This window comes from Bifidobacterium sp. WK012_4_13, assembly GCF_041080835.1.
GTDB classification, from domain to species: domain Bacteria; phylum Actinomycetota; class Actinomycetes; order Actinomycetales; family Bifidobacteriaceae; genus Bombiscardovia; species Bombiscardovia fermentum.
In genome coordinates this window covers 1188097-1212235 of sequence record NZ_CP129683.1, presented here as the reverse complement: position 1 = coordinate 1212235, position 24139 = coordinate 1188097, and the positions used below count along the sequence as shown (strand labels likewise).

The 24139-nt window shown below is 56.8% G+C and carries 18 protein-coding genes, 1 tRNA gene and 1 pseudogene; 16 read left to right on the top strand and 4 right to left on the bottom strand.

Annotation, left to right across the window (positions count from 1 at the left end):
• Positions 1-154 precede the first annotated feature (154 nt).
• From QN062_RS04955 to QN062_RS04940, 4 genes are all read left to right on the top strand, one after another.
• Complete coding sequence (locus QN062_RS04955) at positions 155-1294, top strand: 3-deoxy-7-phosphoheptulonate synthase (protein ID WP_369342476.1); 1140 nt, start codon at positions 155-157, stop codon at positions 1292-1294.
• 230 nt (positions 1295-1524) lie between these two features.
• Entirely contained in the window at positions 1525-2715 is a 1191-nt protein-coding gene (locus tag QN062_RS04950) for a 3-deoxy-7-phosphoheptulonate synthase (RefSeq protein WP_369342475.1), read from the top strand.
• A gap of 227 nt (positions 2716-2942) precedes the next feature.
• Positions 2943-3137, top strand: coding sequence for a 50S ribosomal protein L28 (gene rpmB, locus QN062_RS04945; protein WP_369342474.1), 195 nt, complete (start codon positions 2943-2945; stop codon positions 3135-3137).
• Positions 3138-3343: 206 nt separating this feature from the next.
• Positions 3344-4861: a formate--tetrahydrofolate ligase gene (locus QN062_RS04940; RefSeq protein WP_369342473.1), complete on the top strand. Its 1518-nt coding sequence runs from the start codon at positions 3344-3346 to the stop codon at positions 4859-4861.
• Between the two features lie 248 nt (positions 4862-5109).
• Here QN062_RS04940 and QN062_RS04935 read toward each other — a convergent pair.
• Positions 5110-5183: transfer RNA gene (locus QN062_RS04935), tRNA-Lys, on the bottom strand.
• A 181-nt stretch (positions 5184-5364) separates the two neighbouring features.
• On the opposite strand from QN062_RS04935, the gene QN062_RS04930 reads away from it, so the two are divergent.
• From QN062_RS04930 to QN062_RS04915, 4 genes are all read left to right on the top strand, one after another.
• Positions 5365-6096 (top strand): MIP/aquaporin family protein, encoded by a 732-nt coding sequence (locus tag QN062_RS04930; protein WP_369342472.1) that lies wholly within the window; start codon positions 5365-5367, stop codon positions 6094-6096.
• A gap of 76 nt (positions 6097-6172) precedes the next feature.
• Positions 6173-7204 (top strand): glutamate--tRNA ligase family protein, encoded by a 1032-nt coding sequence (locus QN062_RS04925; protein ID WP_369342471.1) that lies wholly within the window; start codon positions 6173-6175, stop codon positions 7202-7204.
• A 292-nt stretch (positions 7205-7496) separates the two neighbouring features.
• A complete protein-coding gene (locus tag QN062_RS04920; protein WP_369342470.1) occupies positions 7497-8291 on the top strand; it encodes a YggS family pyridoxal phosphate-dependent enzyme in 795 nt (264 codons plus the stop codon).
• Between the two features lie 194 nt (positions 8292-8485).
• Positions 8486-8824, top strand: a complete 339-nt coding sequence (locus QN062_RS04915; RefSeq protein WP_369342469.1) for an acylphosphatase — start codon at positions 8486-8488, stop codon at positions 8822-8824.
• Positions 8825-8924: 100 nt separating this feature from the next.
• Here the strand turns inward: QN062_RS04915 and QN062_RS04910 are convergent, their stop codons facing one another.
• Positions 8925-9479: a type 1 glutamine amidotransferase domain-containing protein gene (locus QN062_RS04910; RefSeq protein ID WP_369342468.1), complete on the bottom strand. Its 555-nt coding sequence runs from the start codon at positions 9477-9479 to the stop codon at positions 8925-8927.
• Between the two features lie 182 nt (positions 9480-9661).
• A complete protein-coding gene (locus QN062_RS04905; RefSeq protein ID WP_369342467.1) occupies positions 9662-11431 on the bottom strand; it encodes an aryl-sulfate sulfotransferase in 1770 nt (589 codons plus the stop codon).
• Positions 11432-11650: 219 nt separating this feature from the next.
• Here QN062_RS04905 and QN062_RS04900 point away from each other — a divergent pair, with 219 nt between their 5' ends.
• The gene (locus tag QN062_RS04900; RefSeq protein WP_369342466.1) at positions 11651-12466 is read left to right on the top strand and encodes a fumarylacetoacetate hydrolase family protein; all 816 of its coding nucleotides are present in this window, start codon (positions 11651-11653) and stop codon (positions 12464-12466) included.
• A gap of 392 nt (positions 12467-12858) precedes the next feature.
• Positions 12859-15594: an ATP-dependent chaperone ClpB gene (gene clpB / locus QN062_RS04895; protein WP_369342465.1), complete on the top strand. Its 2736-nt coding sequence runs from the start codon at positions 12859-12861 to the stop codon at positions 15592-15594.
• A gap of 4 nt (positions 15595-15598) precedes the next feature.
• Here the strand turns inward: clpB and QN062_RS04890 are convergent, their stop codons facing one another.
• Complete coding sequence (locus QN062_RS04890; RefSeq protein WP_369342464.1) at positions 15599-17533, bottom strand: HAD-IC family P-type ATPase; 1935 nt, start codon at positions 17531-17533, stop codon at positions 15599-15601.
• A 176-nt stretch (positions 17534-17709) separates the two neighbouring features.
• On the opposite strand from QN062_RS04890, the gene rmuC reads away from it, so the two are divergent.
• From rmuC to gatB, 6 genes and pseudogenes are all read left to right on the top strand, one after another.
• Complete coding sequence (rmuC, locus tag QN062_RS04885) at positions 17710-19116, top strand: DNA recombination protein RmuC (RefSeq protein WP_369342463.1); 1407 nt, start codon at positions 17710-17712, stop codon at positions 19114-19116.
• 97 nt (positions 19117-19213) lie between these two features.
• Positions 19214-19849: pseudogene (locus tag QN062_RS04880) on the top strand (orotate phosphoribosyltransferase); the annotation flags it as partial.
• Between the two features lie 125 nt (positions 19850-19974).
• Positions 19975-20700, top strand: a complete 726-nt coding sequence (locus QN062_RS04875) for a TrmH family RNA methyltransferase (protein ID WP_369342462.1) — start codon at positions 19975-19977, stop codon at positions 20698-20700.
• Between the two features lie 46 nt (positions 20701-20746).
• Positions 20747-21043, top strand: a complete 297-nt coding sequence (gene gatC / locus QN062_RS04870; protein WP_369342461.1) for an Asp-tRNA(Asn)/Glu-tRNA(Gln) amidotransferase subunit GatC — start codon at positions 20747-20749, stop codon at positions 21041-21043.
• Between the two features lie 8 nt (positions 21044-21051).
• A complete protein-coding gene (gene gatA, locus QN062_RS04865; RefSeq protein WP_369342460.1) occupies positions 21052-22608 on the top strand; it encodes an Asp-tRNA(Asn)/Glu-tRNA(Gln) amidotransferase subunit GatA in 1557 nt (518 codons plus the stop codon).
• Positions 22609-22630: 22 nt separating this feature from the next.
• Positions 22631-24133 carry an Asp-tRNA(Asn)/Glu-tRNA(Gln) amidotransferase subunit GatB gene (gene gatB, locus QN062_RS04860; RefSeq protein WP_369342459.1) on the top strand — a complete coding sequence of 501 codons (1503 nt, stop codon included), beginning with the start codon at positions 22631-22633 and terminating at the stop codon, positions 24131-24133.
• Positions 24134-24139 lie beyond the last annotated feature (6 nt).

Here is a 24139-nt window from a genome sequence, read left to right as displayed (position 1 = left end):
AAAGCCAATCTTCGACCCTTATACTTTCAATTGCCGCAAAACTCGTAATATCGTTTGCGATATCCAGAATATAGACGTAAATTCGTCGAAAATGTGTATGGTCCGCTAGGCTTGACGGGCGGTATAGCGGCAGCAAGGTATTGTGGAGGAGAACATGGCAGAATTGCGCGGGCCCGATAGCTCTGAGGATGAGCAGTCACGATTGAGCCGCCAAGCGGTGTTCCCTGAAACGGTTGATATCAACATACGTCAGCTCGATCCGATTCCAGCGCCACGGGCATTCATCAAGGAGCTGCCACTCGGTCAGGCAGAGGCACGCTTTGTTCTTCGTTCCAGGCAAGAGATTCGCGACGTGCTCAACGGAGTTGACGACAGGCTGTTGGTCATCGTCGGTCCCTGCTCGATTCATGATCCGAAAGCGGCAGCCGAATACGCCTCAAGGCTGGCGAAGGTGCATAGTGAGCTCAAGGACCGTCTGCTGATTGTGATGCGGGTGTATTTCGAGAAGCCACGAACCACGGTGGGATGGAAGGGATTGATCAACGATCCTGATCTGGATGGCACCTTCGATATCCGCAAGGGCATGTGGATGGCGCGAAAGGTTCTGCTTGACGTGGTCTCGAAGGGGGTCCCCGCTGCGACTGAATGGCTTGATCCGATCACGCCGCAATACCTGTCGGATGCAATCAGTTGGGGTGCGATCGGTGCGCGAAATACCGAAAGTCAGGTGCATCGCGAATTGGCGAGCGGGCTGTCCATGCCCATAGGCTTCAAGAATTCAACGGATGGCAATGTGAAGGCCGCCGCGGATTCCTGCTATTCCGCCTCAGCGGAGCATCATTTCCTTTCCATCAACATCGACGGGCATGTCATCGCTGCGGAGACAAAGGGAAATCCCAACTGCCATCTGATTCTGCGTGGATCATCGCACGGTCCGAACTACGATTCTGAGTCCGTGAAATCGGCCATGCATGAGTTGCATGACTCCAAGGCATCAGGTCCGAGTGAGCATGGACTGATCATCGATGCCGCGCACGGCAATTCCGGCAAGGACGAAAACGTGGAAGCCTGCGTCGTCGAGGACATTGCCGGACGACTGGCTGCAGGCGAGACGGGCATCACAGGCATCATGATGGAGAGCTTCCTGGAGGGAGGCAATCAGCAGCCCGCTCCATTGCAGGACTTGGTGTATGGCTGCTCGGTAACCGATCGCTGCATTCCATGGGCCAGAACCAGCGAGCTGCTGCATACCCTGGCCGACAGCATTGCCACCCGTCGCAGCCAGACGTGCTGACACTCGGGTAGCGGACTACAATCATGTACCGCATATGATTCATCGCGATGCCATGGATTTGGCGTGCTGCATGAACCAGCTGATAGAGTTTGTTCCGACATGACTTCGCAGCGGCTGCCGTTCACGATGGCATCCGGGTGGGATTCCAATGGCATCCCGGCGGATAGGGGATGCTGCCGTGGCGATCGCCTGGGCCATGCCGGGCCGCTTGCATACGAAAGGATGGGGACATGACCGATAGTTCACACGAGTCCGAACGCGGTCAGATTCATGCCATTCATGAGGCGATTGCCGAGGGAAGGAATCCTCTGTCGATTCAGGGCATAAGTCGCTGGGAGAATGAGGTCGGAATCGATCCGATCATCAACCGCCGGGTTCTGGAGCTGGACCCCCTTCCCGCACCTGCTGATGTGCTCGCCAAGTACCCGTTGACTGAAAAGTCGAGAGAATTGGTGGCCTACTCGCGAGATGAGCTGAGGGCATGCCTGTATGGTCAGGATGATCGACTGATAGTGATCGTCGGGCCCTGTTCGGTCCATGATCCCAATGCCGCACTCGACTATGCGCACCGGCTGGCGGCACTGAAGAAGGAGCTTGACGGCGAGCTGCTCATCATCATGCGTGTATATTTCGAGAAGCCACGCACGACCATCGGGTGGAAAGGACTCATCAACGATCCTGACGTTGATGGAAGCCATAACATTCGCAAGGGTCTGCTGCTCGCTCGCAAGACCTTGATCGGCGTACTCGATGAGGGTCTGGCTGCGGCGACGGAATTCCTTGAACCTACGTCGCCCCAGTTCATAGCGGATGCGGTGACCTGGGGGGCGATCGGGGCGAGAAACACCGAGAGTCAGATTCATCGTCAGCTCGCAAGCGGACTGTCGATGCCAGTAGGCTTCAAGAATGCCACCGATGGCAGCGTCAAGGTGGCCATAGACGGCTGCTATACGGCAGCACAGCGTCATACGTTCTTCGGCATTGATCATCAGGGGCGGGCTGCGGCAGTCGAGACTCTTGGCAATCCTGACTGTCATGTCGTTCTGCGCGGTTCATCTCACGGGCCAAACTATGATGCCCAGTCGGTCACCGACGCCATGCAGGAGATTCGTCGTGAAATGTCATCGGACTCGGCGGCAGCCCACGGCCTTGTCATCGATGCGGCACATGGCAATTCCGGCAAGGACGAACGGCAGGAGATTCGTGTCGTCCGAGAGTTGGCTCGACGAGTCGCCGAGGGAGAGCGCAGCATTGCAGGAATCATGATGGAAAGCTTCATCGAAGGTGGCAACCAGCCAGCTGCGCCACTCTCCAACCTTGTCTATGGCAAGTCCATAACGGATAGATGCATCTCATGGCCGGATACCACGGCGTTGCTGCATGAATTGGCGGATGCGGTGAGGTCGAGGCGCTGGGGTTGAGCTCCAAGTCCCGTGTGAGCATCAGACGAGGACGCATGGAGTCATTTGCACTTGTTCGTCTTTTGCGGTATCATCGTGAAATTGTGTGTAAGGCAGGTGCGTAGCTTGCCGGTCACCTCACAGACTTGAATGTCAGAGAACTAGAGCAACACACGTACAGTGAACATCTGTGCATTGGAGAGATGCGCAAAGTGCGACACATGTACACAGACACAAAGGGAGTTATCATGGCAGCTCGTTGCGCAGTATGCGGCAAGGGACCGCAGACAGGGTTCAGCGTTTCGCATTCACATATCCGCAATAAGCGCAGCTTCCGTCCGAATCTGCAGGCGGTCCATACCAGCGTCGACGGCAAGAACGTGCGCGTCCGCGTATGCACCAAGTGCCTCAAGGCCGGAAAGATACAGCGCGTAGCGGCCTGAATGCCACTCGCTTCCTCGTAATCTGAAATGCGCCAAGTGTGCGTTCCTTATCGCTGCATTGCCTTCTAGGCAGTGTTTCCATAAGGGACGCACACTTTTTGCTTTTCAATACGCTCTCATCGAACATTGCCGATGTTCGAAATTGCAGCGGCTTGATATAACAACCCTTCGATATGATGGACGGGTCGCGCAAAAGAGAGGATTCCATGTCAACTTACGAGAACTATGTCGCTCAGTTCGGTCAGTTCAAGAAAATCGATGCATTCGCCTATCTGGACTACCTGAAGAGTCATCAGGATGAGCCACGGAAGCACGGAAAAGTCGTGCTCGTCACTGCGGACACACCGTTGAAGGCATCTCGCGGCGAGGGGAAGACCACGACCTCGATCGCTTTGATCGATGCGCTTCGGTCGCGTGGCATCGATGCGGCGGCTGTGCTGAGGCAGCCAAGCATGGGCATCACCGCTGCCGGTTCCAAAGGTGGCGCGTCAGGTGGCGGCAAGGCTTCATTGACGCACCCCGAACTTGTGGATTGGGGTCTTTGCGGTGAGATGGCTGCAATAGCTGCCGCTCAGAATCTGCTGGTCTCCTTTGCTGAAAAGGCCATCGATGATGGCAGCTTGGACACCATCGCCGTTCCGCGCGTATCCGAGACGCCGTCGCGCTCCCTGCGACGCATTCGCGTAGATGAGGGCAAGAACGATGTATCCGAGCGCGTCGTGCTCACTCCGACGTGCGAATTGATGCAGATCGTCGTACTTTCGCGGAGCATGCAGGAAATCGGCACGAGAGTGTCGGACATGGTCGCCGGAGAGAAGGATGGCAAGCCGGTTCGTTTCGGCGAGTTCATCGACCTGTGGCGCATTACGAACATCCTGACCGAAGCGGTCAAGCCTGCGTATACAGAGACGATGCAGGGCTCGCCAGTGTATGTGCACTGCGGTCCTTTCGCCAATGTCTCGATCGGCATTCCAAGCCTTGTCTCGGTGGAACTGGCATGCGCAAGACATGACGTCGTCATCGTCGAGGCTGGCTACGGGACCGATGCCGGTGCACAGAAGTGGCTGGACATCGCAGCTCGCGAATATGGAGCCCAGTGGCCTTCCGCGGCCATCGTGGTGACCCGTGCAAGCACGTGGCGCGACAATCCGGATTTGCGCTGGCGCTACCCATTCCATGTTCATCGCCTGGAAAGCCTTGGCATTCCCGCATTCCCGCTGATCAATCTTTGGGACGGTGAGGATGGCCAGATTCCTGATCTTCGCAGGCAGGCCTCGGAATTGGAATTCCGTGAACCGATCATGGGCAACCTCTTCCGCGATGGGGGAGAGGCGCTTGTCAACCAGCTCGATGGCTTCGTGGAAGCGCTTCGAGGCGATGGGGCGTCCGCGGTGCCCGAGACGCACAAAGGCATGGATATTCTCGAAGACGTTCGTTGGATCGCTGACAGTGCATACGGAGTCCCGGCAGAACGCGTGGTCATGCGTGATGGATTCAGCGAGTCGCTTGAGGCTGCATGTGCGCTATGCAGGTCGCTCGGACACGATCTGAATGACTATGCTGTCGTCGCAGTCAAATCGCCCGCGACGATGACCGATGACGACACCGCTCCTGAGGGTTCGCGTTCGGTGACCTTGAAGAAGGTCGAGGTGCATGCCGGTGCAGGACTCGTTCAGGTCAATCTGACCTCGTCGCTCACGACGCCGATGCCCAAGATCGTCTGATTCCCGGAGCCATTTCGCCGAAATGTGCCCATGCTTTGCAAGGCGCACGATGCTTCGCAGGGCGCACGATGCTTTGCAAGGCGCACGATGCTTCGGCACGATAGGGAAAGGGCAAGAGCAGTCTTCTGAAGACAGACGATCCCCGCATCCTCACGGGTGCGGGGATCGTCTGCGCTGCCCTAGGAATTTTGAATCTCAGATCTGATATGAAAAATCCCTGCGATTGAAAATCGCAGGGATTGCTCCTGTGCCCCCACGGGGACTCGAACCCCGGACACGCTGATTAAGAGTCAGCTGCTCTAGCCAACTGAGCTATAGGGGCGTTGGCACTTCTAGAGCCGAGTGACAACAATACACCCTTTTTGCTCTTTTGCAACTCAGCACGGCGTTGTGTCGCCGAATCTTGTTGTACACTCTTTTTGGAGAGCTGCATTTTCGTTGGATTTCGAGGTTGCACATCCCCATTCATCGTATTCTCGTTGCACCTCACTACAGGAGTCACTGTGCATTATCCCCTCATGACTGAATTGATCGCGGAGTTTATTGGAACTGCATTGCTTATGGTTTTCGGCAACGGGGCGGTCGCCAATGTCGAGTTGAAGGGGACCAAGGGATTCAAATCCGGTTGGATAACCATTGCCATGGGCTACGGCTTTGGTGTGATGTTCCCTGTCCTGATGTTCGGAGGCGTCTCAGGGGCCCATATAAACCCTGCCATGACCATCGCACAGGTAGTCGTCGGCATGTTTCCGGCATCGCAGATGCTGCCATACATAGTCGCTCAGCTGTTGGGCGCGGCAGCTGGGCAGCTGATAGTCGTCGCAACGTATTATCCCTACTACAAGGCAACCGAGTCCGCTGATTCGATCTTCGCCACCTTCTCGACGACCGATGCTGCTCAGTCGCGCCTGAATTATTTCCTCAACGAATTCTTCGGCACCATGATTCTCGTCGTCGGTGCGCTGAGCTGTCTTATTCTTCCTTGGGGCGCCAAGGATCCAGCAGCCGCTTCCATCGTCGTCGGCTTTATCGTGTGGGGTCTGGTCACTTCGATGGGCGGACCCACAGGGCCAGGTCTCAATCCTGCGCGTGATCTTATGCCCAGGCTGCTGCACCAGCTCCTTCCCTTCCCGAACAAGGGGTCATCACGCTGGGGTGAGGCTTGGATCCCGGTCGTCGCTCCGATCGCCGGAGCGGTTGTTGGAGCCGAGATATTCCACAACTTCATCGCCTGAGGAATCGACCGAAGACTTGTCAGCAGAGATTCGCGAATGTCGCAATGATAGAGGCCTCAGGAAAGCAATGCCGGGTATGTCGCCTGTCATAGGGAGAATGGCGCCGTCTCCGACGGGGCGAATGCATGTCGGCAACGTCTATGCGGCACTGGCTGCATGGCTCGCAGCCCGTTCGGTCTGCGGAAAGCTCCGTCTGCGCATCGAGGATCTGGACGTCGAACGGGTCAGGCCCGATGCCGACCGTTGGATTATGGATGATTGCAGCTGGCTTGGTTTGGATTGGGACGATGATGTCGTTTATCAGTCTGAGCGTATGGATTGCTATGACCGCGAGCTGAGACGACTGAGTGAGATGAACGTGGAAGAGGGCATCGGCGGATCCGAAAGCCAGCCACAGCCTCTTGTCTATCCATGCTTTTGTTCCAGAGCCGATATCAAGGCCGCATCCGCGCCCAACGAGGGCGATGGCTTCAGAGTATACGGCGGTAGATGCAGAAGGCTCGCAGCCTCCGAGCGCGAGCGGCGAATCGCACGCGGCGACAGGCATTCCCTGCGTATTGCAGTTCCGGAAGATGCGGCGGGGCGGCAGGTGGAGCTTGCATTTCGCGATCGGATATATGGAATGCGACGCTTCAACCTGGCCAAGGATGTGGGCGATACCGTCATCAGACGTTCTGATGGTGAATATGCATATCAATTCGCTGTAAGTGTCGATGACCTTTCCATGGGTGTGAACCAGATTGTCAGGGGAAGGGACCTGCTGCCTTCGACCGCCATTCAGCGATGGATAATGCAGCAGCTGCGACGCAGCCACGGGGACCTCGAAGATCGTTCCCAGGTGGAATATGCTCATCTGCCTCTGATCCTTGACTCCCATGGCCGAAGATTGGCGAAGCGCCATGAGGATATGGATATCGGTGCTTTGAGGGCACACGGTGTCCGACCCCAGGCCGTGATCGGTCTGTGCGCGTATTGGCTTGGCATCATTGACGCTCCCCGACCTTGCAGTCCGGAGGAACTGATCGGCCTCTTCCCCTCGGAACGTCTCAGAGACCGGCATGATGACATCCGTCTTGACGCTCGTGCCTTCCGTATCCTTGGGCTTTGACCGGTCGATGGTGTCTTGGCCCATGTCCCTGTGCCGTCTGATGTGATTGCACTCCATGCGCCTATGTGCGCCAGATGATTCATGGTTCCACAGATATGACTACCATGGCTTTCATGGGCCAATCGCAGGTCCGGCGATTCGCCATGAAATGGATGGGACCCGAACGATTGCCGGGAGTGAAGGGCAGAGGACTTCCGTGGCGTGGAATGGAACGACCGAGCCTGATCGGCCGAATGCCGATAACGGTGGTATCCATGATGAATGGAAACGAGCAGATGAAGGGGTGTCGCAAATGGTCTCCTATATGGGGCATATCGATCTTTCCGCACGGCAGGTCGATTCCGGGCGGGCGACGCAGATACGTGACAATGTGGCTGCGGTGGTTGAAGAGATCCGAGACACCGAGGCGAAGGCGGGAAGGTCGTGCGGCGATGTTCGTCTGCTGGCCGCTACCAAGACGCGCACCGTCGGCGAAATAATGGCGGCAATCGATGCCGGCATTCGACTGATTGGTGAAAATCGTCCCCAAGAGGTCACGGCAAAGGCCGAAGGGCTGCAGGCCCTGTGTGCCGAGCGCGGTCTGAATCTCAAGGCCGACGATGGCGTCGGCTTTCATCTGATCGGGCAATTGCAGGCGAATAAGATTAGCAAGGTGCTGCCATACGTGGGCACGATCGAATCGGTCGATAATCTTCAGCTGGCAGAGCGCATCAGTCGACGCGCGGTTGCACATGGTCTCGATGTCGGCATGCTGCTTGAGGTAAATGAATCCGGAGAATCCGCCAAATCCGGTTGCGAACCAGAAGCGGCCATGGAGCTTGCATGCACCATGGCGTCGTTGCCGGGATTGAAGCTGCAGGGGCTTATGACCATAGGCGCGCATGTCGACGATGAGGGTGTCATCCGAAAGGGGTTCGAGCATCTGCGGACTCTGCGCGATGGCATTCTACAGTCCGGAGAAAGTGGGACGGAGGACTGCAGGGAGCTTTCCATGGGAATGACCCACGATATGAAATATGCGATTCGCGAAGGTTCGACCATCGTTCGTGTCGGCACTGCAATCTTCGGGCCCAGGGCATTCATCTAGACTGCTGTCACTGATCTGTGTTGCTACAGACCCATTTGCCACTGATCTGCAGTTGGTGGCCATGGCTGACTGTGGCTCGGTGGATCATCTGTCTGTGTGGGCTGTGCCATCGATGTGTGGTCCGTGTCATTGATGCGCGATCTGCCGTCAATGTGCGATCTGTTGAGTCATTCGGATGAGAGAGGGGCGCCGAATTGGAGGAATGGTTGCGATCCGACGATCGCCATCGTGATTCGGGAGACGGCGGCGAGACGATTCATCCGCGTCACATTCGAATTCATGCAAGGGTCTTCGGTCGGGTACAGGGCGTCGGCTTTCGCTATTCTGCAGTGAGGGTCGCGAAGCGCGTGCAAGTCACAGGCTGGGTCCGCAATGAGCGTGATGGCTCGGTCACGGTCGAGGCTCAGGGAAGTGATCAGGCGATCGGGGCGTTGGAACGGTGGTTGGGCGAGGGGCCTTCATGGGCGCATGTCGACAACATTGAGATTGAACGAATCAGGCCTCGCAAGGAGCGTGACTTCGTAGTCAGGTAAATCCCAGGCTTAGCTTCTCGAATCATGAATGTGCCTTCGGCATGGACTCAAGGTTGTTCGCCTTGGACCATGCCGAAGGCACGAATCCGAATGAATTGGATTAATCGCTCAGGGTCGATTCGATTGCATCGACGAAGGCATCCAAATCGCCAGGATTGCGAGATGTGATCAGTCGCCAGTCCTGAGAATCGTCGATAAGCAGTTCCTGATCGCGATACACACCTCCTGAATTCTCCACATCGGCCGCAATGTAGCGGCAGCTGGTGAGCGTCTTTCCCGAGGTGAGACCTGCGTTGACCAGCAACCACGGTCCGTGGCATATCGCGGCGATGGGCTTCTTGGCCTTGGCAAATTCCTGTGCCAGGGATATCGCCTTGGGATTTATGCGCAGGCGGTCAACGTTGCATGTGCCGCCAGGGACGATCAGCATGTCATAATCTGCCGAGTCGACATCGTCGAGGATCGCATCCGGCGCGTATGACGCTGACTCATGACGGTCATGCTCGACGGTCGCTATCTCGTCGGCGTTCGGCGCAGCCAGGGTGACCGTCGCCCCTGCCTTGCGCAGATCATCTAGCGGACGCGTCATCTCGGTCTCTTCGATGCCCCAATTGTTGACGATGATCAGAGCCTTTGCATGTTGCAGTGAACCCATTTTCAATCCTTTCTCGACGCTGGTACCCATCCACCTCAATAATGCCAGCTTGTGGGGAAGAGTTCAGCTGTCTGGCTGCAACTGCGTCAAGGGCGAAATGCCTTGCGGTGCGTCGTGAGGAACCCGCGACGCGGTATGCGATGTGTTCGCCACTGACTCAGTCATGCCTTGCGGTTTGCGTGTCAGGCGAAATAGAAATTGTGGAAATCGTATTGGTACACGCGATAGATGATGGTATCTCGGAGCTGCATCTTCCACTGGCTGATGAGCTTGCCATTCGATGTGTAGACTCCGAAGGTGCCGCGCATGCCCGAGTCGATGAGGATCGTGCCGTTGGAAAGGTCCTGTGCGCTGCTCACCAGGGGAGAGAACGGAACCTTGAAGGTGCTTGCCAACTGATATGTGCCCGTCTTTTCGTTGACGAGATACTTGTCGTAGTCCGATGTCGTGTACTTGGTCATGCTGGTGTTGATGCCCGGCGTGTTCGCAGCCCAGTCATAGTCGGGGCGAGTGTTGCTCAGCCCGTAGTTGTTGTCGAACATGTAGAGGTAATATTCTCCGTCTGGCAGGCTGGGATCGCTGACATACGTGACCGAATGCTGCCCGCCGGTGTTCGGGAACGAACCCTTCTGCGTCAATAGGTACTTTGCGTAGTCGGTACCCTTCCAGAAGTTCTTCTCGCCGATCATGTAGCCGATGCTCGGCTTGGATTCGATGGAGTTGATCTTGATGATGGTCGAGGTCTCACGTGAACTCACGATTGCGCTGCCATCGTCCAGGACCTGAATCGTGTTGAGATGGATCCAATCCTTCTTCTTCGGCGTGGAATCGGCGTTGAAATTGGCACTGTTGCTGTCTGACGTTGTGGTGCTATCCGAAGAAGAGCCCAGAGATGCGTTCTTGGCCGTGGCCTCATACGTCTTGAAGAGGGACACCATATCGACCAGCAGGCTGACCTTGCCGGTCTTCGCATCGATCTTGATGATTTTGTCCTGGATGGTCTTCTCGCGCAGATCGGTCGCCAAGACGATGAAATTGCCATTCTTGTCGAACTCATAGTCGTGGTGCAGGATGTAGTTCGTTCCGGTGTTATAGAACTTTACGAGTCTGCCGAGCTTGTTCATGCCGACGATCAGATGCGTGGAAGCGCTGAAATACATCAGGTCATTGCGGAAGAGCAGTCTGTGGCTTCGGTAGAAGAGAATCGGGATCTCACCGCGAATCACGCCATGGGTGTCGTAGTAGTACATGAAATCCTGATCGTCGCTGTCATTGCCAAGAATCGCATACAGTCCGTTGCCCAGATCCTGGGAAGTGTTCTTTTTCGTGCTCTTGAGCTGAATCTCCACCTCGCTTTGGAGCTTGCCCTGCTTGTGCTTGATGGTGCGGGTGAACTTTTCGCCATTCTTCAGGGTTATGTTTATCGTGATGGTGTTGGTCGCCTCGGGGATGAGACCGAGCGCCTGGAATTCATGGGTCGTCGTATATTCATCGCCCTTGTCCGGAGTGGCGCTGAAATCGGGGTAGTCCGTGTCAGGCGCCGAAATCGTATAGCTGACCTTGGCGGGTTGGTCGGTCGTGAAATATATGTATGCCCCCGTGGTGTCAGTCCCATACGGGTTGTATTTCACGAAGATGTCGTCCTGGTCGTGCGAGCTTTTGTCGCGTTCTGCCACGAGGGCGGCCTGAGCCTTTTTCTGATAGGACTGTGTGTATATCTTCTCTATCTTCGCAGTAAGGCGTGAAAACTTCACCTTGTCAATCGTTGAAGTCACGCTTGTCGCAGATGCAAATCCAACGGCTGTGATGATTGCCACGGTGACAAGTCCTGCAACGATCTTGCCAATGGGAGTTCGAAGCTCCTGCTGGATTTTCTTCAGACGCTTTCGGGTTGTCGTCTCATTCGATGACGAGGATTTGGAATCCTTGTCATCGGGTGTCTTCGCTGACATAGCGTGAATCCTTTCTTATCCTGTGAGAAGTCAAGTTGGTGCAGACCCCTTCTGCATTCCATGCTTTGGCCATATGTTTCAATGATATTGTGAAGACTTGAAACTCACTGGGATTTTCTCGAAGACTTACTGATATTTTGACGCACGCATGGCGATGATGCCATGCTGCACCATCATGATGGTTCTCGGCATGGAGTCCGGTGGGGATATGCTGGGTGCATGAGAATTGCACGCTTTTCATTGAACGACCAACCACAATATGCATTCGTCCAGCATGATGACACGGAAGACAAGGACTATCTCATCTGCCTTGACGGCTATCCACTAGGCGCGAAGCAGGTGAGCCCGACAGGTGAGCGTCACGCTTTGGATGAGGAAGGCATTCGTCTGCTTTCGCCGGTGATACCTTCCAAGGTCTTCGGCCTCGCAAAGAACTATGCCGCACATGCAAGCTTCATGGCGCAGGCAGGACAGGCCTCCTCGCCAGTGCCGCCAGAACAGATGGTCATCTTCTCGAAGCCCTCGACTTCGGTCATCGGCCCTGACGATCCGATCGTGTATCCGGCTTTCTCCCACAACATGAACTTCGAGCCTGAGCTTGCTGTGGTCATTGGTAGGATCGCGAAGAATGTCTCCGAGGCCGATGCGATGTCGTATGTGCTTGGCTATACGTGCGTCAATGATGTGACGTTGCGCGACTTGCAGGGCGGCGATCCGATGTGGACGCGTGCGAAGGGCTTCGACACCTCGTGTCCTCTCGGACCTTGGATTGAGACGGACGTCGACTATGCGGACGCGAGGATCTCATTCTCCCTCAATGGCAAGGATGTCCCAGAGGCAAGCGGGACCACAGCAAATCTCATCCATTCGATTCCTGCTCAGATCTCATTCATATCGAGCTTCTCGACGCTGCTTCCCGGTGATGTCATCATGACGGGGACGCCGAATGCTTCGATGGAATTGAAGCCAGGGGACGAGCCAGTCGTCCATATCGAAGGTATCGGCAGCCTGCGCAACGTCGTGGTCCAAGGCTGATTGCGTCCGTTCCGTTCCGCGCGGATCGGCCTTGTCAAGTTTTTGGCACTTGCGAGAGTATAAGGGCGCGAAATTGGCCTGAAGTGGTGTCCCATAGCAGCGATTTCGACCGATGATACTTGGGGAAGTGCCCAAAACTTGCATATTCGCGTCAGGGCAAGGCGTGGATATATCTGAGATTCACGGAAAATGATCGCAGAGACGTGCTTTTTTAAAACTTGAGCGTGTATGACTCAAGTTTTGGGAATATTATTTTTTCCAATCGGTTGTTCATTGCAGAACATAACCGTTACATCATATGGTCGGCGTCGATTCGCGAGATCAGGCCGCAAACGGACCGCATGGGGAATGCGGCCGCAGACTTGCGGACGCCAAGGCCTATTGGAGGAAATATGGAACAGAAATTCACCACTCTGGCGCAGCAGGCGATCGGTGACGCGATTCAAGGCGCGTCGGCTGCCGGAAACGCGCAGGTCGATACGCTGCATCTGCTTGATTCGCTTTTGCGTCAGCAAGGAGGGGTCGTCAGCTCACTGCTGAAGGAGACGGGTGGCGATGCTCAAAGGATTGGCGCCCAGGTACGCAATGCCCTCGTAGAGATGCCAAGTGCGAGCGGTTCAAGCACCGCTCAGCCTCAGGCAAGCCGTCAGCTGACCGTCGCGCTCACGCAGGCTGAGCATGAGATGCAGCAGATGGGAGACGACTATGTCTCGACCGAGCATCTGTTGATTGCCATTGCGGTCGGCCCATCCCAGGCTTCTGACATCCTGCGAGGTTCTGGAGTCACGCCGGAGAAATTGCGGAAGGTTATTCCAAGCGTTCGTGGAGGTGCCAAGGTTACCAGTCCTGACGCTGAGGGCAATTACAAGGCATTGGAGAAGTATTCGGCCGATCTGACGGCTCAGGCCAAGGATGGCAAGCTGGATCCCGTCATAGGCCGCGATCGTGAGATTCGACGCGTCATTCAGATTCTGAGCCGTCGCACGAAGAACAACCCTGTTCTGATAGGCGAGCCTGGCGTTGGCAAGACGGCCGTCGTCGAGGGTCTTGCCGAGAGAATCGTCGCAGGCGATGTGCCCACCGGACTGCAGGGCAAGAGATTGATTTCGCTCGATCTGGGATCCATGGTTGCAGGCAGCAAATATCGTGGCGAGTTCGAGGAACGCCTCAAGGCCGTTCTCAACGAGATCAAGAGCGCGAACGGCGAGGTGATCACCTTCATCGATGAAATCCACACCATAGTGGGTGCCGGTGCGGCGGAAGGCTCGATGGATGCAGGAAACATGCTCAAGCCGATGCTTGCGCGTGGAGAGCTCCGGCTGATAGGGGCCACGACGCTTGATGAATACAGAGAAAACATCGAGAAGGATCCGGCGTTGGAGCGCAGATTCCAGCAAGTCTTCGTCGGAGAGCCGTCCGTGGACGACACCGTTGCGATTCTGCGTGGCTTGAAGCAGCGCTACGAGGCCCATCACAAGGTGACCATCGGCGACGATGCGCTGGTTGCGGCAGCGTCCCTCTCGAACCGCTACATCACCGGTCGTCAGTTGCCAGACAAGGCAATCGACTTGGTGGACGAGGCGGCGGCCCATCTGAGAATGGAGCTTGATTCACAGCCTGAGGAAATCGATGAGCTGCAGCGTAAGGTGACTCGCCTTGAGATGGAGGAGATGCAGCTGAAAAAGGCTGAGGATCCGGCATCCAAGGACCGCTATGAGAAGCTTCAGTCCGATCTGGCTGACACCAAGGAGAAGCTCGGTGGTCTGACGGCACGATGGAACGCGGAGAAGGCAGGGCATAACAAGGTCGGCGATCTGCGCGCTCAGCTTGATGCCAAGCGCGTCGACGCAGACAAGGCGACGCGTGCGGGGAATCTTGAAGAGGCATCGCGCATTCTCTACGGTGAGATTCCAGCGATAGAGAAGGAGCTTGCGGCCGCCGAGAGCGCAGCCGAGCAGTCGAACGCGGCCGCTGACGGGCAGTCAGCAGAAGGCGCTGACGCTGCCGGTGGACCTGCCGATGAGCCGATGGTTCCCGATCACGTCGACGCCGATTCCGTCGCGGAGATCGTCGCAGATTGGACTGGCATTCCGGTAGGGCGGCTTCTTCAGGGCGAAAATGAGAAGCTGCTGCACATGGAGGATGCGCTCGGGCGAAGGGTCATCGGTCAGAAAGCGGCCGTCCGTGCCGTATCTGACGCTGTCCGTCGTTCTCGCGCGGGTATCTCCGACCCTGATCGACCAACCGGTTCGTTCATGTTCCTTGGTCCTACCGGGGTGGGCAAGACCGAGCTTGCGAAGGCGCTCGCGGACTTTCTCTTTGACGACGAGAAGGCGATGGTTCGCATCGACATGAGCGAGTACATGGAGAAGGCATCGGTTTCGCGTCTGATTGGCGCTGCTCCCGGATATGTAGGGTATGAGGAAGGAGGCCAGCTGACCGAGGCGATTCGGCGTCGGCCATATTCCGTGGTGCTGTTCGATGAGGTCGAGAAGGCCAACCCAGAGGTCTTCGATATCTTGCTGCAGGTGCTTGATGACGGTCGACTGACCGATGGACAGGGAAGGACCGTCGACTTCAAGAACACGATTCTCATCATGACTTCGAATCTTGGCTCCCAGTTCCTCATCGATGATTCACTCGACGAGGAGGCCAAGCATCGGGCGGTCATGGATGCCGTGCACGCTCACTTCAAGCCGGAATTTCTCAACAGACTCGATGAGATGGTCGTCTTCGATCCACTGACTCGCGAGGAGTTGGGCGGCATCGTCGACATTCAGGTCAAGCAGGTCGCGCAGCGGCTCACCGATCGCAGAATCTCTCTGGATGTCACCGATTCGGCGCGTGAGTGGCTTGCCGACGCGGGCTATGATCCTGCATATGGTGCGCGTCCACTGCGTCGTCTGGTGCAGACCGAAGTGGGAGATCAGCTCGCAAGGATGCTTCTTGCAGGCGGCATCCACGATGGCGATACAGTGCTTGTCGATCAGACCGGCGGGGAACATCTGGAACTGACAGCCTGGCCGACGGACAAGCTGGTGAGCGATGACGCAGATCTTGCATCTCACGGCGGACCGGACGGTCATGGCGACGGCATCCGCGAGGATCCGCCCTCTGAAGGCATGTGAGAGATCAGTCCTCAGTCACGATATGTGGGGTTCGACGGGAATCGTCTGACTCCACATATTCCCATGTGTGCCTGATGTCGGCATGTGAGAGGCGGTGAGCGTTGACGATCACGCATACGAGGGAGAAGGTCATCGCGAGTCCCGCTATTGCAGGTGTGAGCAGCCAACCCGTGAAGGGGTATAGGATGCCCATCGCGAATGGGATGCCGATGACGTTGTAGACCAGGGCCCACACAAGATTCTCACGCATGTTGCCGATGGTCTGCCGGGACAGTGAGATTGCGTGCAATACGCCCTGCATGTCGCCACTGAGAATCGTGATATCCGCTGATTGCATGGCCTCCTGCGAGGCTGTGCCAAGCGCGAATGCAATGTCAGCCTCCCCGAATGCCAAGGTGTCGCGCTCGCTGTCGCCAACCATCGCCACAAGACCGTTGTTGGAATTGCGCTCTGCGAAGTGACGAATCCATGTGGCCTTTTCCTGGTTCTCATCCGCTTGGGAGTCTCGTTCGTGCGTCGTGTGGGCTTCCGCTGAGACGCTCTGCTGCAATGGAATCACCTCATCGACTCCATAGGCCGTGGCCTGCTGCATCGCCGTTGCGATCGGTTCGTGAGTGAACATGCCGACCAGGATTTCTGCCTTATGCAATGCGGCGACCGTTGCCTTGGGATCTCTCGTGTCGTGTGATGCGAGCATGTCGACGTCGAAGCAGATCATTCTGATTCTGCGGGCCTGCGAAAGCGACAGCCCGGAGGACATCAGGATTCCCTGGGTGGCTCCAAGATTCATGGATACATACGCGGACAATGGAGTCGCCAAGGCCAGGGCGCATGGGCATGCAACGATAAGCACGCTTATTCCGGTGACAAGGGCATGGGAGAGCCTCGGCTGCGGACCGACCACGATCCAGATCGCAAAGGTCCATATGGCAAGGATGATCACGGCGGTGACGATGATCCTGCTGAGCTTGAGTGCGAGGGTCTGCAACGGTGCCGACGTGCTGCGTGCCTTGGAGACAAGTTCGATGATCTGATCGAGCACGGTGTCTGAGGGAATGGCGGTGACCTGCACAAGGAGTGAACCCCGAATGACCTGAGACGCCGCAAATACCTTCTGGCCTTCTTCGATGTGCACCGATTGATGGTTTCCGGTGACGGGAGAGTCGTCCAACCGCGCGGAGCCGGCAATCACAAGACCGTCGGCCGGCATGCGTTCCCCCGCATTGACGAATACTGCGTCGCCTGGCCTGAGAGCACTGGTCTCGACGTCCTCCTGACGAAGATGCATGGCACTCAGATCGCTGATGGGGCGCTCCCTGGATGAGATCAATCCAGCGACGACGCTGTTCGCCACCTTATGCGAATTCTGCGGGTACAGCCGTTGCAGCCCAGAGACCGCCTCTCCAGAACCCGCTCTCACCTTGTCCTCCAGGAGCTTTCCAAGCAGCACCAGGGTGATGATGATTCCCACGGACTCGAAGTAAGGGTCCCGGGACCCGAGAGGAAGCACTTCAGGCGCAAAGCATACGAAAAGACTGTAGAGATATGCCGCCCACGCGCCGAGCGAAACGATGGAGTCGATGTTGGGAGCGCGATGGGCTATCCCTCGCCATCCTTCGCTGTGGATCGTCCTGCCGCAATAGAACATGACAGGGGTGATGAGAATTGCCTGAATCCATGGACTGCGAAGCCATTGAGGAATCAGGATGTCGCTTATCAGCGGGAGCATGATGATGAGGAACACGGGAATGGTCAGGATCGCCGCGATGACGAACAGGCGTTGCGTCGTTGGAATGCTGTCGTGCGCGTCTTGAGAAGATGCGCCGCCGTTGTCCGAGGCGCTCATCTGCCCTTTGGGGAAGAAGAACCACAGAATAAGCCAAGTGAATGCTCCGGCAATGACTATGGTGATTCCAAGCATGAATATGTCGAATCCCATGAAGCCTCCCTGCACGGTTCTGCCAGCTGACTGTCAGTTGCGCAATATGCCTACCGTATGTGCATCATAACAATGCCCCATTCATCTTCTCACCATTTGCCGTGCAATGTCGGCTTCGAGAGCCTGCATGCCAGTGATGTCACGAAGCGTCCACACTCCCTGCTTGCATAGAACATATGTTCGATAACGCATCTTCTGTCATCGCCATGCTTGGCATTGCGGTCGTCACTTCCTTGCTGGGCCTCGCAATCGGATGGTTGCTGGGAAGGAATCATGCTGCGACGCAAGGTCAGGATGAGGATTCCGCCGCACTCGCACAGCTTCAGTCGGAGGGCGCAAGCCTCAAGGATCGTCTGGACCGGGCAAATGCCGCCGTCGTTCAGTACAGAACCCAGACCGAGGGCTTGCAGGAGCAGCTGACCTTCGTGAAGGAGCAGTTGGGGCAGGTGCAGGATGAGGCACGTCAGCGCCTGCGACGTGAAGCTGAGAGGGTGCAGATCGAAGCGGAGAAGAAGCGCGAGGAACAGGCGAAGGCCTTGCAGGAGCAGAGCAAGGTGCTCAGTGCGCTGGCTCCGGTCCAGAAGAACCTGGATACCTTGCAGCAGAAGGTGACCCAGATCGAAGAGGGCAGAAAGCACGAGATGGGGGCCCTTGACCAGCAGCTGAAGGGTCTTGGCGAGCAGCAGCTGCGGCTGGGGCGCGAGACCAGTTCCCTTGCCTCCGCGCTGCGTAACAACAAGGTCCGTGGCGCATGGGGCGAGGCTCAGCTCAGGAACATAGTCGAATCTGCAGGATTGCTCGAACATGTGGACTTCGATACCCAGGTCGTCGTTCAAGATGGAGAGGGCAAGGTATATCGCCCGGATATGGTCGTTCATCTGCCTGGCGGGAAAAGCATTCCAATCGATGCGAAGGCGCCGTATTCGAATTATCAAAGAGCGTGCGAGATTCCCGACACGGCTACCGAAGATGAGCTCAATCGACGTTCAGAATTGCTGAAGGCGCATGCAAGGGATCTGCGCGAACATGTTCGTGCACTTGGCGACAAGGCCTACTGGAATGCCTTCAAGACCGCTCCTGACTTTGTCATCGCTTTCATTCCCAATGAATCCCTGCTTCAGGCGGCGTTGGAGTCCGATCCTGCATTGATGGATGACGCATTCAACCGCAAGGTGGCGCTGACCTCTCCAGTCACCCTATGGGCGGTTCTCAAGTCCGTGGCATTCGCGTGGCAGCAGCAAAGTCTGAGTGACGATGCCAAGAAACTCTTCGATCTTTCACGGGAGCTCTATGGGCGGATGCACACTCTCGGTTCCCATGCGAATGCCCTGGGGAAGGCCATAAGCAACTCAGTCAAGGCGTACAACAAGTTTGCCGTCACCCTTGAGTCCCGCGTTCTTGTCACTGGAAGGAAGCTCGAGAAGCTTGATGGCTCAAAGGTGATCGAAGAGGTGAGCCCCATCGAACCGGATCGCGCCGATATCCGTGAACTGACAGCGGCGGAGCTCGCCGATGACGAGCGTTCCGCTGCTGATTCCGCTTCTGGTTCCACCGAAGAGTCTACCGAAGAGCCCAATGAATGATATCCCAGCATGTCGAATCGACAGTCGTGGGCGAAGCGAGGATTGGTGGGGAAACCACCATTGGCTCGGTTTCGAAGTCATGAGATAGGCTGTAGCCATGATGTCACAACAAGCTTCCGAAGAGTCGGATGACATATCACGGACGAGTCTGGCCAGACAGCTCTCTGCCGCGATGGAAGGCAAGTCCTTCAGCGAGCTTTCAGCCGTCACATTTGATCACAGGGGCGCTGCTCTGGTCGGCAGCGTGTTCCTTGAAACCCTGAAACGATGCGGGTATGCGCTTTCTGATTTCGATGCGGTCGGCGCCTTGACATCGGCTGCGGTGCCCATCGTCGATTCGATCGTGCATGCAGCCGCATCCATGGGGGGAGCATTGGATGCGTTCGTCATGGATTTTGTGTTTCCGAGCATCAAGGGCCCGTCGATTGATGGCAAGCGCGTGATTCTGATCGATTCATGGCTCGGTGAGAAGTCCTACATTCAGACATCCTCATTGGTCACTCTGCGAAATGGCAATGAGCTTGGCCTCGATTTTGGCGTCATCGCGAAGGAGGGGGCGACCGTCATCGCCATTGCAACGCTCATTGGCTCCAGAAGACAATTCATGGGAGCTGGAAAGGTCGATGCCGGTGATGACGGAGCCCGGAAATTCGAGATCGAGACCGTGAATCCGGCCACGCAAGAGCATGCGGCGATTCCCTTTGTCATGGTCTATGACGAGGACTCGTTGAGGGCAGGCAGCAATCCTTGCACCGACGGAGATGACGCCTCCACTCCTCATGCTGGCAGGAGCAATGTTGAGAGGAACGATGCTGCTGCCACCGATGCTCAGGAAATCAATGCACGGGACAGTGCCCGGTGAGAGAGCCCAACGAAGTCACCAAGGCAGCTCCGGCATCCAGTGAGCCAAGCTTCCGTCCCATCGGAGTCGGGCCTTGGAATGAAACGCATCCCAGCGAACCAAGACCAGACGATCCTGATTTTTCGGGGTTTGACCCGCGCTTTGACTCGGATCTGCTTGATGCAGGCGACCATCGCAACGTTCTGGATCAATATCGCTATTGGACCGTCCAGGCAATCAAGGATGACTTGGACCACAAGGGACGGCATGGCTTCGAAGTCGCCATGGAAAACTGGACGCACGATTTCAACATCGGCTCAATGGTCAGGACCGCCAACGCCTTCACGGCGAAAACCGTGCACATTGTCGGACCGCATAAATGGAATCGAAAAGGCGCGCTGATGACGGAGCTCTATCAGCATGTCGAGCACAGTCCCAGCATCGAAAGCCTTGTCGAAGCGATTCGGGCGAATGACGAGCGGGAGCATGCCCATACGCGGATCATTGCAATCGACAATGTGCCCGGTTCGGTTCCCATCGAGACATACCGCTTTCCAGAGCGCTGTCTCATGATCTTCGGCGCGGAAGGTCCTGGTCTGTCTCAAAGGGCGCTTGAGCTTGCCGATGATGTCGTATACATATCCCAATACGGCTCCGTTCGTTCGATAAATGCCGGCGCGGCGGCGGCAGTGGCCATGCATGCCTGGATCGCTCAGCGCGCGAAACCTGTCTTTAACCTATAGGACAGGAGTCAGGGCAGTGTCACACTGAACACATATGATGTGGTCTATGCCAACATTCACACGTGAAGAAATCGAGCATCTTGGTGATCTCGCCCGTATCGCGTTGACCGATGAAGAAGTCACGCGAATGCAAGGGCAATTGAATGTGATTGCCGATGCCATTGCAAAAGTCCAGGAAGTTGCTTCAGACGACATCCCACCAACAGCGAATCCCGTACCTCTCGAGGCCTATCTGCGCCCGGACGAGGCCGCTACTCCGCTGACCCAGAAGCAGGCTTTGGCGGATGCGCCTGCGACCGAGGATGGCATGTTCGTTGCACCGCGAATCATGGGTGAGGAGTGAGTTCGGGTATGTCACAGCAAGAGAATTTCCGACAGGATGACCTGGTCAGACTGTCTGCAGCCGAGATGGCTGAAAAGATCAGGAACAAGCAGGTTTCCAGCCGCGAGCTCGTCGAGGCAGAGCTGAGGGTCATCGAATCTGCCGAGCCGAGCATTCAGGCTTTCCTGCATGTCTCCAAGGATGAGGCGTTGGCGCAGGCCGATGCCTTCGATACGAGGAACGCCGCCGGAGACACCGAAGGTCTGCCAGAGCTGGCCGGCGTGCCAATCGCAATCAAGGACATGATTGTTACCAAGGGCATCGAGACCACAGCGGCGTCGAAGATTCTCGAAGGCTGGGTTCCACCTTACGATGCAACGGTCATTACGAAGATCAAGGCTGCGGGAATGCCCATCCTGGGCAAGACGAACCTCGACGAATTCGCGCAGGGTTCATCTACCGAGCACAGTGCATACACCACAACCCACAACCCCTGGGATACCGAACGCGTCCCTGGCGGTTCCGGCGGTGGCTCGGCCTCGGCGGTCGCATCGTTCGAAGCTCCGATCGCCTTGGGAACGGACACTGGCGGCTCGATTCGTCAGCCTGGCGCACTCACTGGCACGGTCGGCGTCAAGCCCACCTATGGCGGCGTATCGCGCTTTGGCGCCATCGCCATGGCATCCTCACTTGACCAGATCGGTCCAGTATCACGCACGGTTCTCGATTCCGCGCTGCTCCATGAGCTCATCGGCGGATACGACGAGCATGATTCGACCTCCATTCCCAAGCCATTGCCCTCGATCGTGAAGGCTGCCCGAGAAGGGCAGAGGATGGACCTGAAGGGCGTGAAGGTCGGCCTCATCAAGGAGATCTCTGGCGAAGGATTCCAGCCTGGCGTTCAGGCACGATTTGACGAGGCATTGAAGGCATTGCAGAACATGGGTGCCGAGGTCGTCGAGGTTTCGTGCCCACATCTTTCGTATGCCCTTGGCGCGTATTACATCATCATGCCTTCCGAGGTCTCGAGCAACCTCGCCCGCTACGACGGCATGCGCTACGGTCTGCGAGTGATGCCACCGACTGGCACTGACCAGACGGCCGCCAACATGATGGCTGCGACCCGCGAGGCAGGCTTTGGAGACGAAGTCAAGCGTCGTATCATCCTGGGAACCTATGCGCTTTCCGCTGGCTATTACGATGCCTGGTATGGCTCGGCTCAGAAGGTCAGAACCCTGATAATTCGCGATTATGAGAACGCATTCAAGCAGTGTGACGTGCTGGTCTCGCCGACCAGTCCAAGCACTGCGTTCAAGTTCGGTGAGAAGATGAACGACCCCCTGACCATGTATCTTGAGGATGTCGCCACCATTCCCGCAAATCTTGCAGGCGTTCCAGCAATGTCCATTCCCGCGGGTCTGAGCGACGATGGACTTCCGGTCGGATTCCAGTTCTTCGCCCCCCAGATGCGCGATGACCTGATGTATAGGCCAGCCGCAGCGCTCGAGGCTGCACTCGATCAGGCCCGTGGCGGCCCGATGCTGCAATCCATGAAGACGCCGTGGCTCGAGAGTCTCGCAAAGTAAGCATCGGAAGGAATTAGGAATCATGGCTGATACATTGATGAAGTTTGCCGATGCCGTCAAGAAATACGATCCGGTTTTCGGTCTGGAAGTCCACGTTGAGCTCAGCACGAACACGAAGCTGTTCTGCCCGGCCCACATCGAATTCGGTGGCGAGCCGAATACGCAACTGACCCCTGTCTCGCTCGGATTGCCAGGAAGCCTGCCTGTGGTGAACAGGACTGCGATTGACTACGCGATCAAGCTTGGCCTTGCATTGCACTGCGATATCGCCGAGTGGAGCCAGTTCGCACGCAAGAACTACTTCTACCCTGATATGCCGCGCAACTACCAGATATCTCAGTACGACAAGCCTTTGAATGGCAACGGATATCTGGATGTCGAGCTGGATGACGGTGAGATCTTCCGCGTCCCTATCGAGCGTGCTCACGTTGAGGACGATGCCGGCAAGAACACGCACGTCGGCGGTGCGGATGGCCGCATCGAAGGTGCGGATCACTCCCTGTGCGATTACAACCGCGCAGGCGTGCCGCTCATTGAGATCGTGACCAAGCCAGTCGAGGGTGCAGGGGCGAGAGCCGCTGAGATCGCCGGTGCCTATGTGCGCACTATTCGTGACATCGTTCGCGCGCTGAACATCTCCCATGCTCGCATGGAGCAGGGCAATATGCGTGCCGACGTGAACATCTCGCTGCGCAAGACGCCACAGGATCAGTTGGGCACGCGATCCGAGACCAAGAACGTCAACTCGTTCAAGGGCATAGAAAAGACCCTGACCTATGAGATTCGCCGTCAGGCTGCGATTCTTGACAAGGGCGGCGAAATCCTGCAGGAAACACGCCACTGGGATGAATCCACCCAGACCACGGCAGGTGGACGCGTCAAGTCCGATGCGAACGATTACCGCTACTTCCCCGATCCGGATCTGGTCATGGTGCACGTGACCAAGAGCCACATCGATGAGTTGGCGGCGAACATGCCGGAGATGCCTCGTGAACGCAGGGCACGGTTGAAGGGGGAGTGGAAGTTCTCCGATCTGGAAATGCGCGATGCCGTGAACGCAGGCGCGCTTGATCTGATCGAAGACACCGTCAAGGCTGGAACCGATGCGGCGGGCGCGCGCAAGTGGTGGATGGGCGAACTGTCCAGAATCGCCAACGAGCAGGGCGTATCTCTCGAAGAGCTGTCGATCACGCCGCAGAACGTTGCCGATGTGCAGAACCTGGTCACCACGGGCAAGCTCAACGATAAGCTCGCCAAGCAGACCGTTGCCGGCGTGCTCGCGGGCGAAGGAACGCCAGCCGAGGTCGTTGCCAAGCATGGATACCAGGTCGTTTCGGACGATGGAGCCTTGGAAAGTGCCGTCACAGAGGCCCTTGAGAAGAACCCAGACGTTGCTGAAAAGCTGCGTTCTGGCAACATGAAGCCCATGGGAGCGATTATCGGTGCCGTGATGCGCGCAACGCATGGCCAGGCCGATGCCAAGGCCGTCAGCAAGATCGTCATCCAGAAGATTCATCAGAAGTGATGGCCG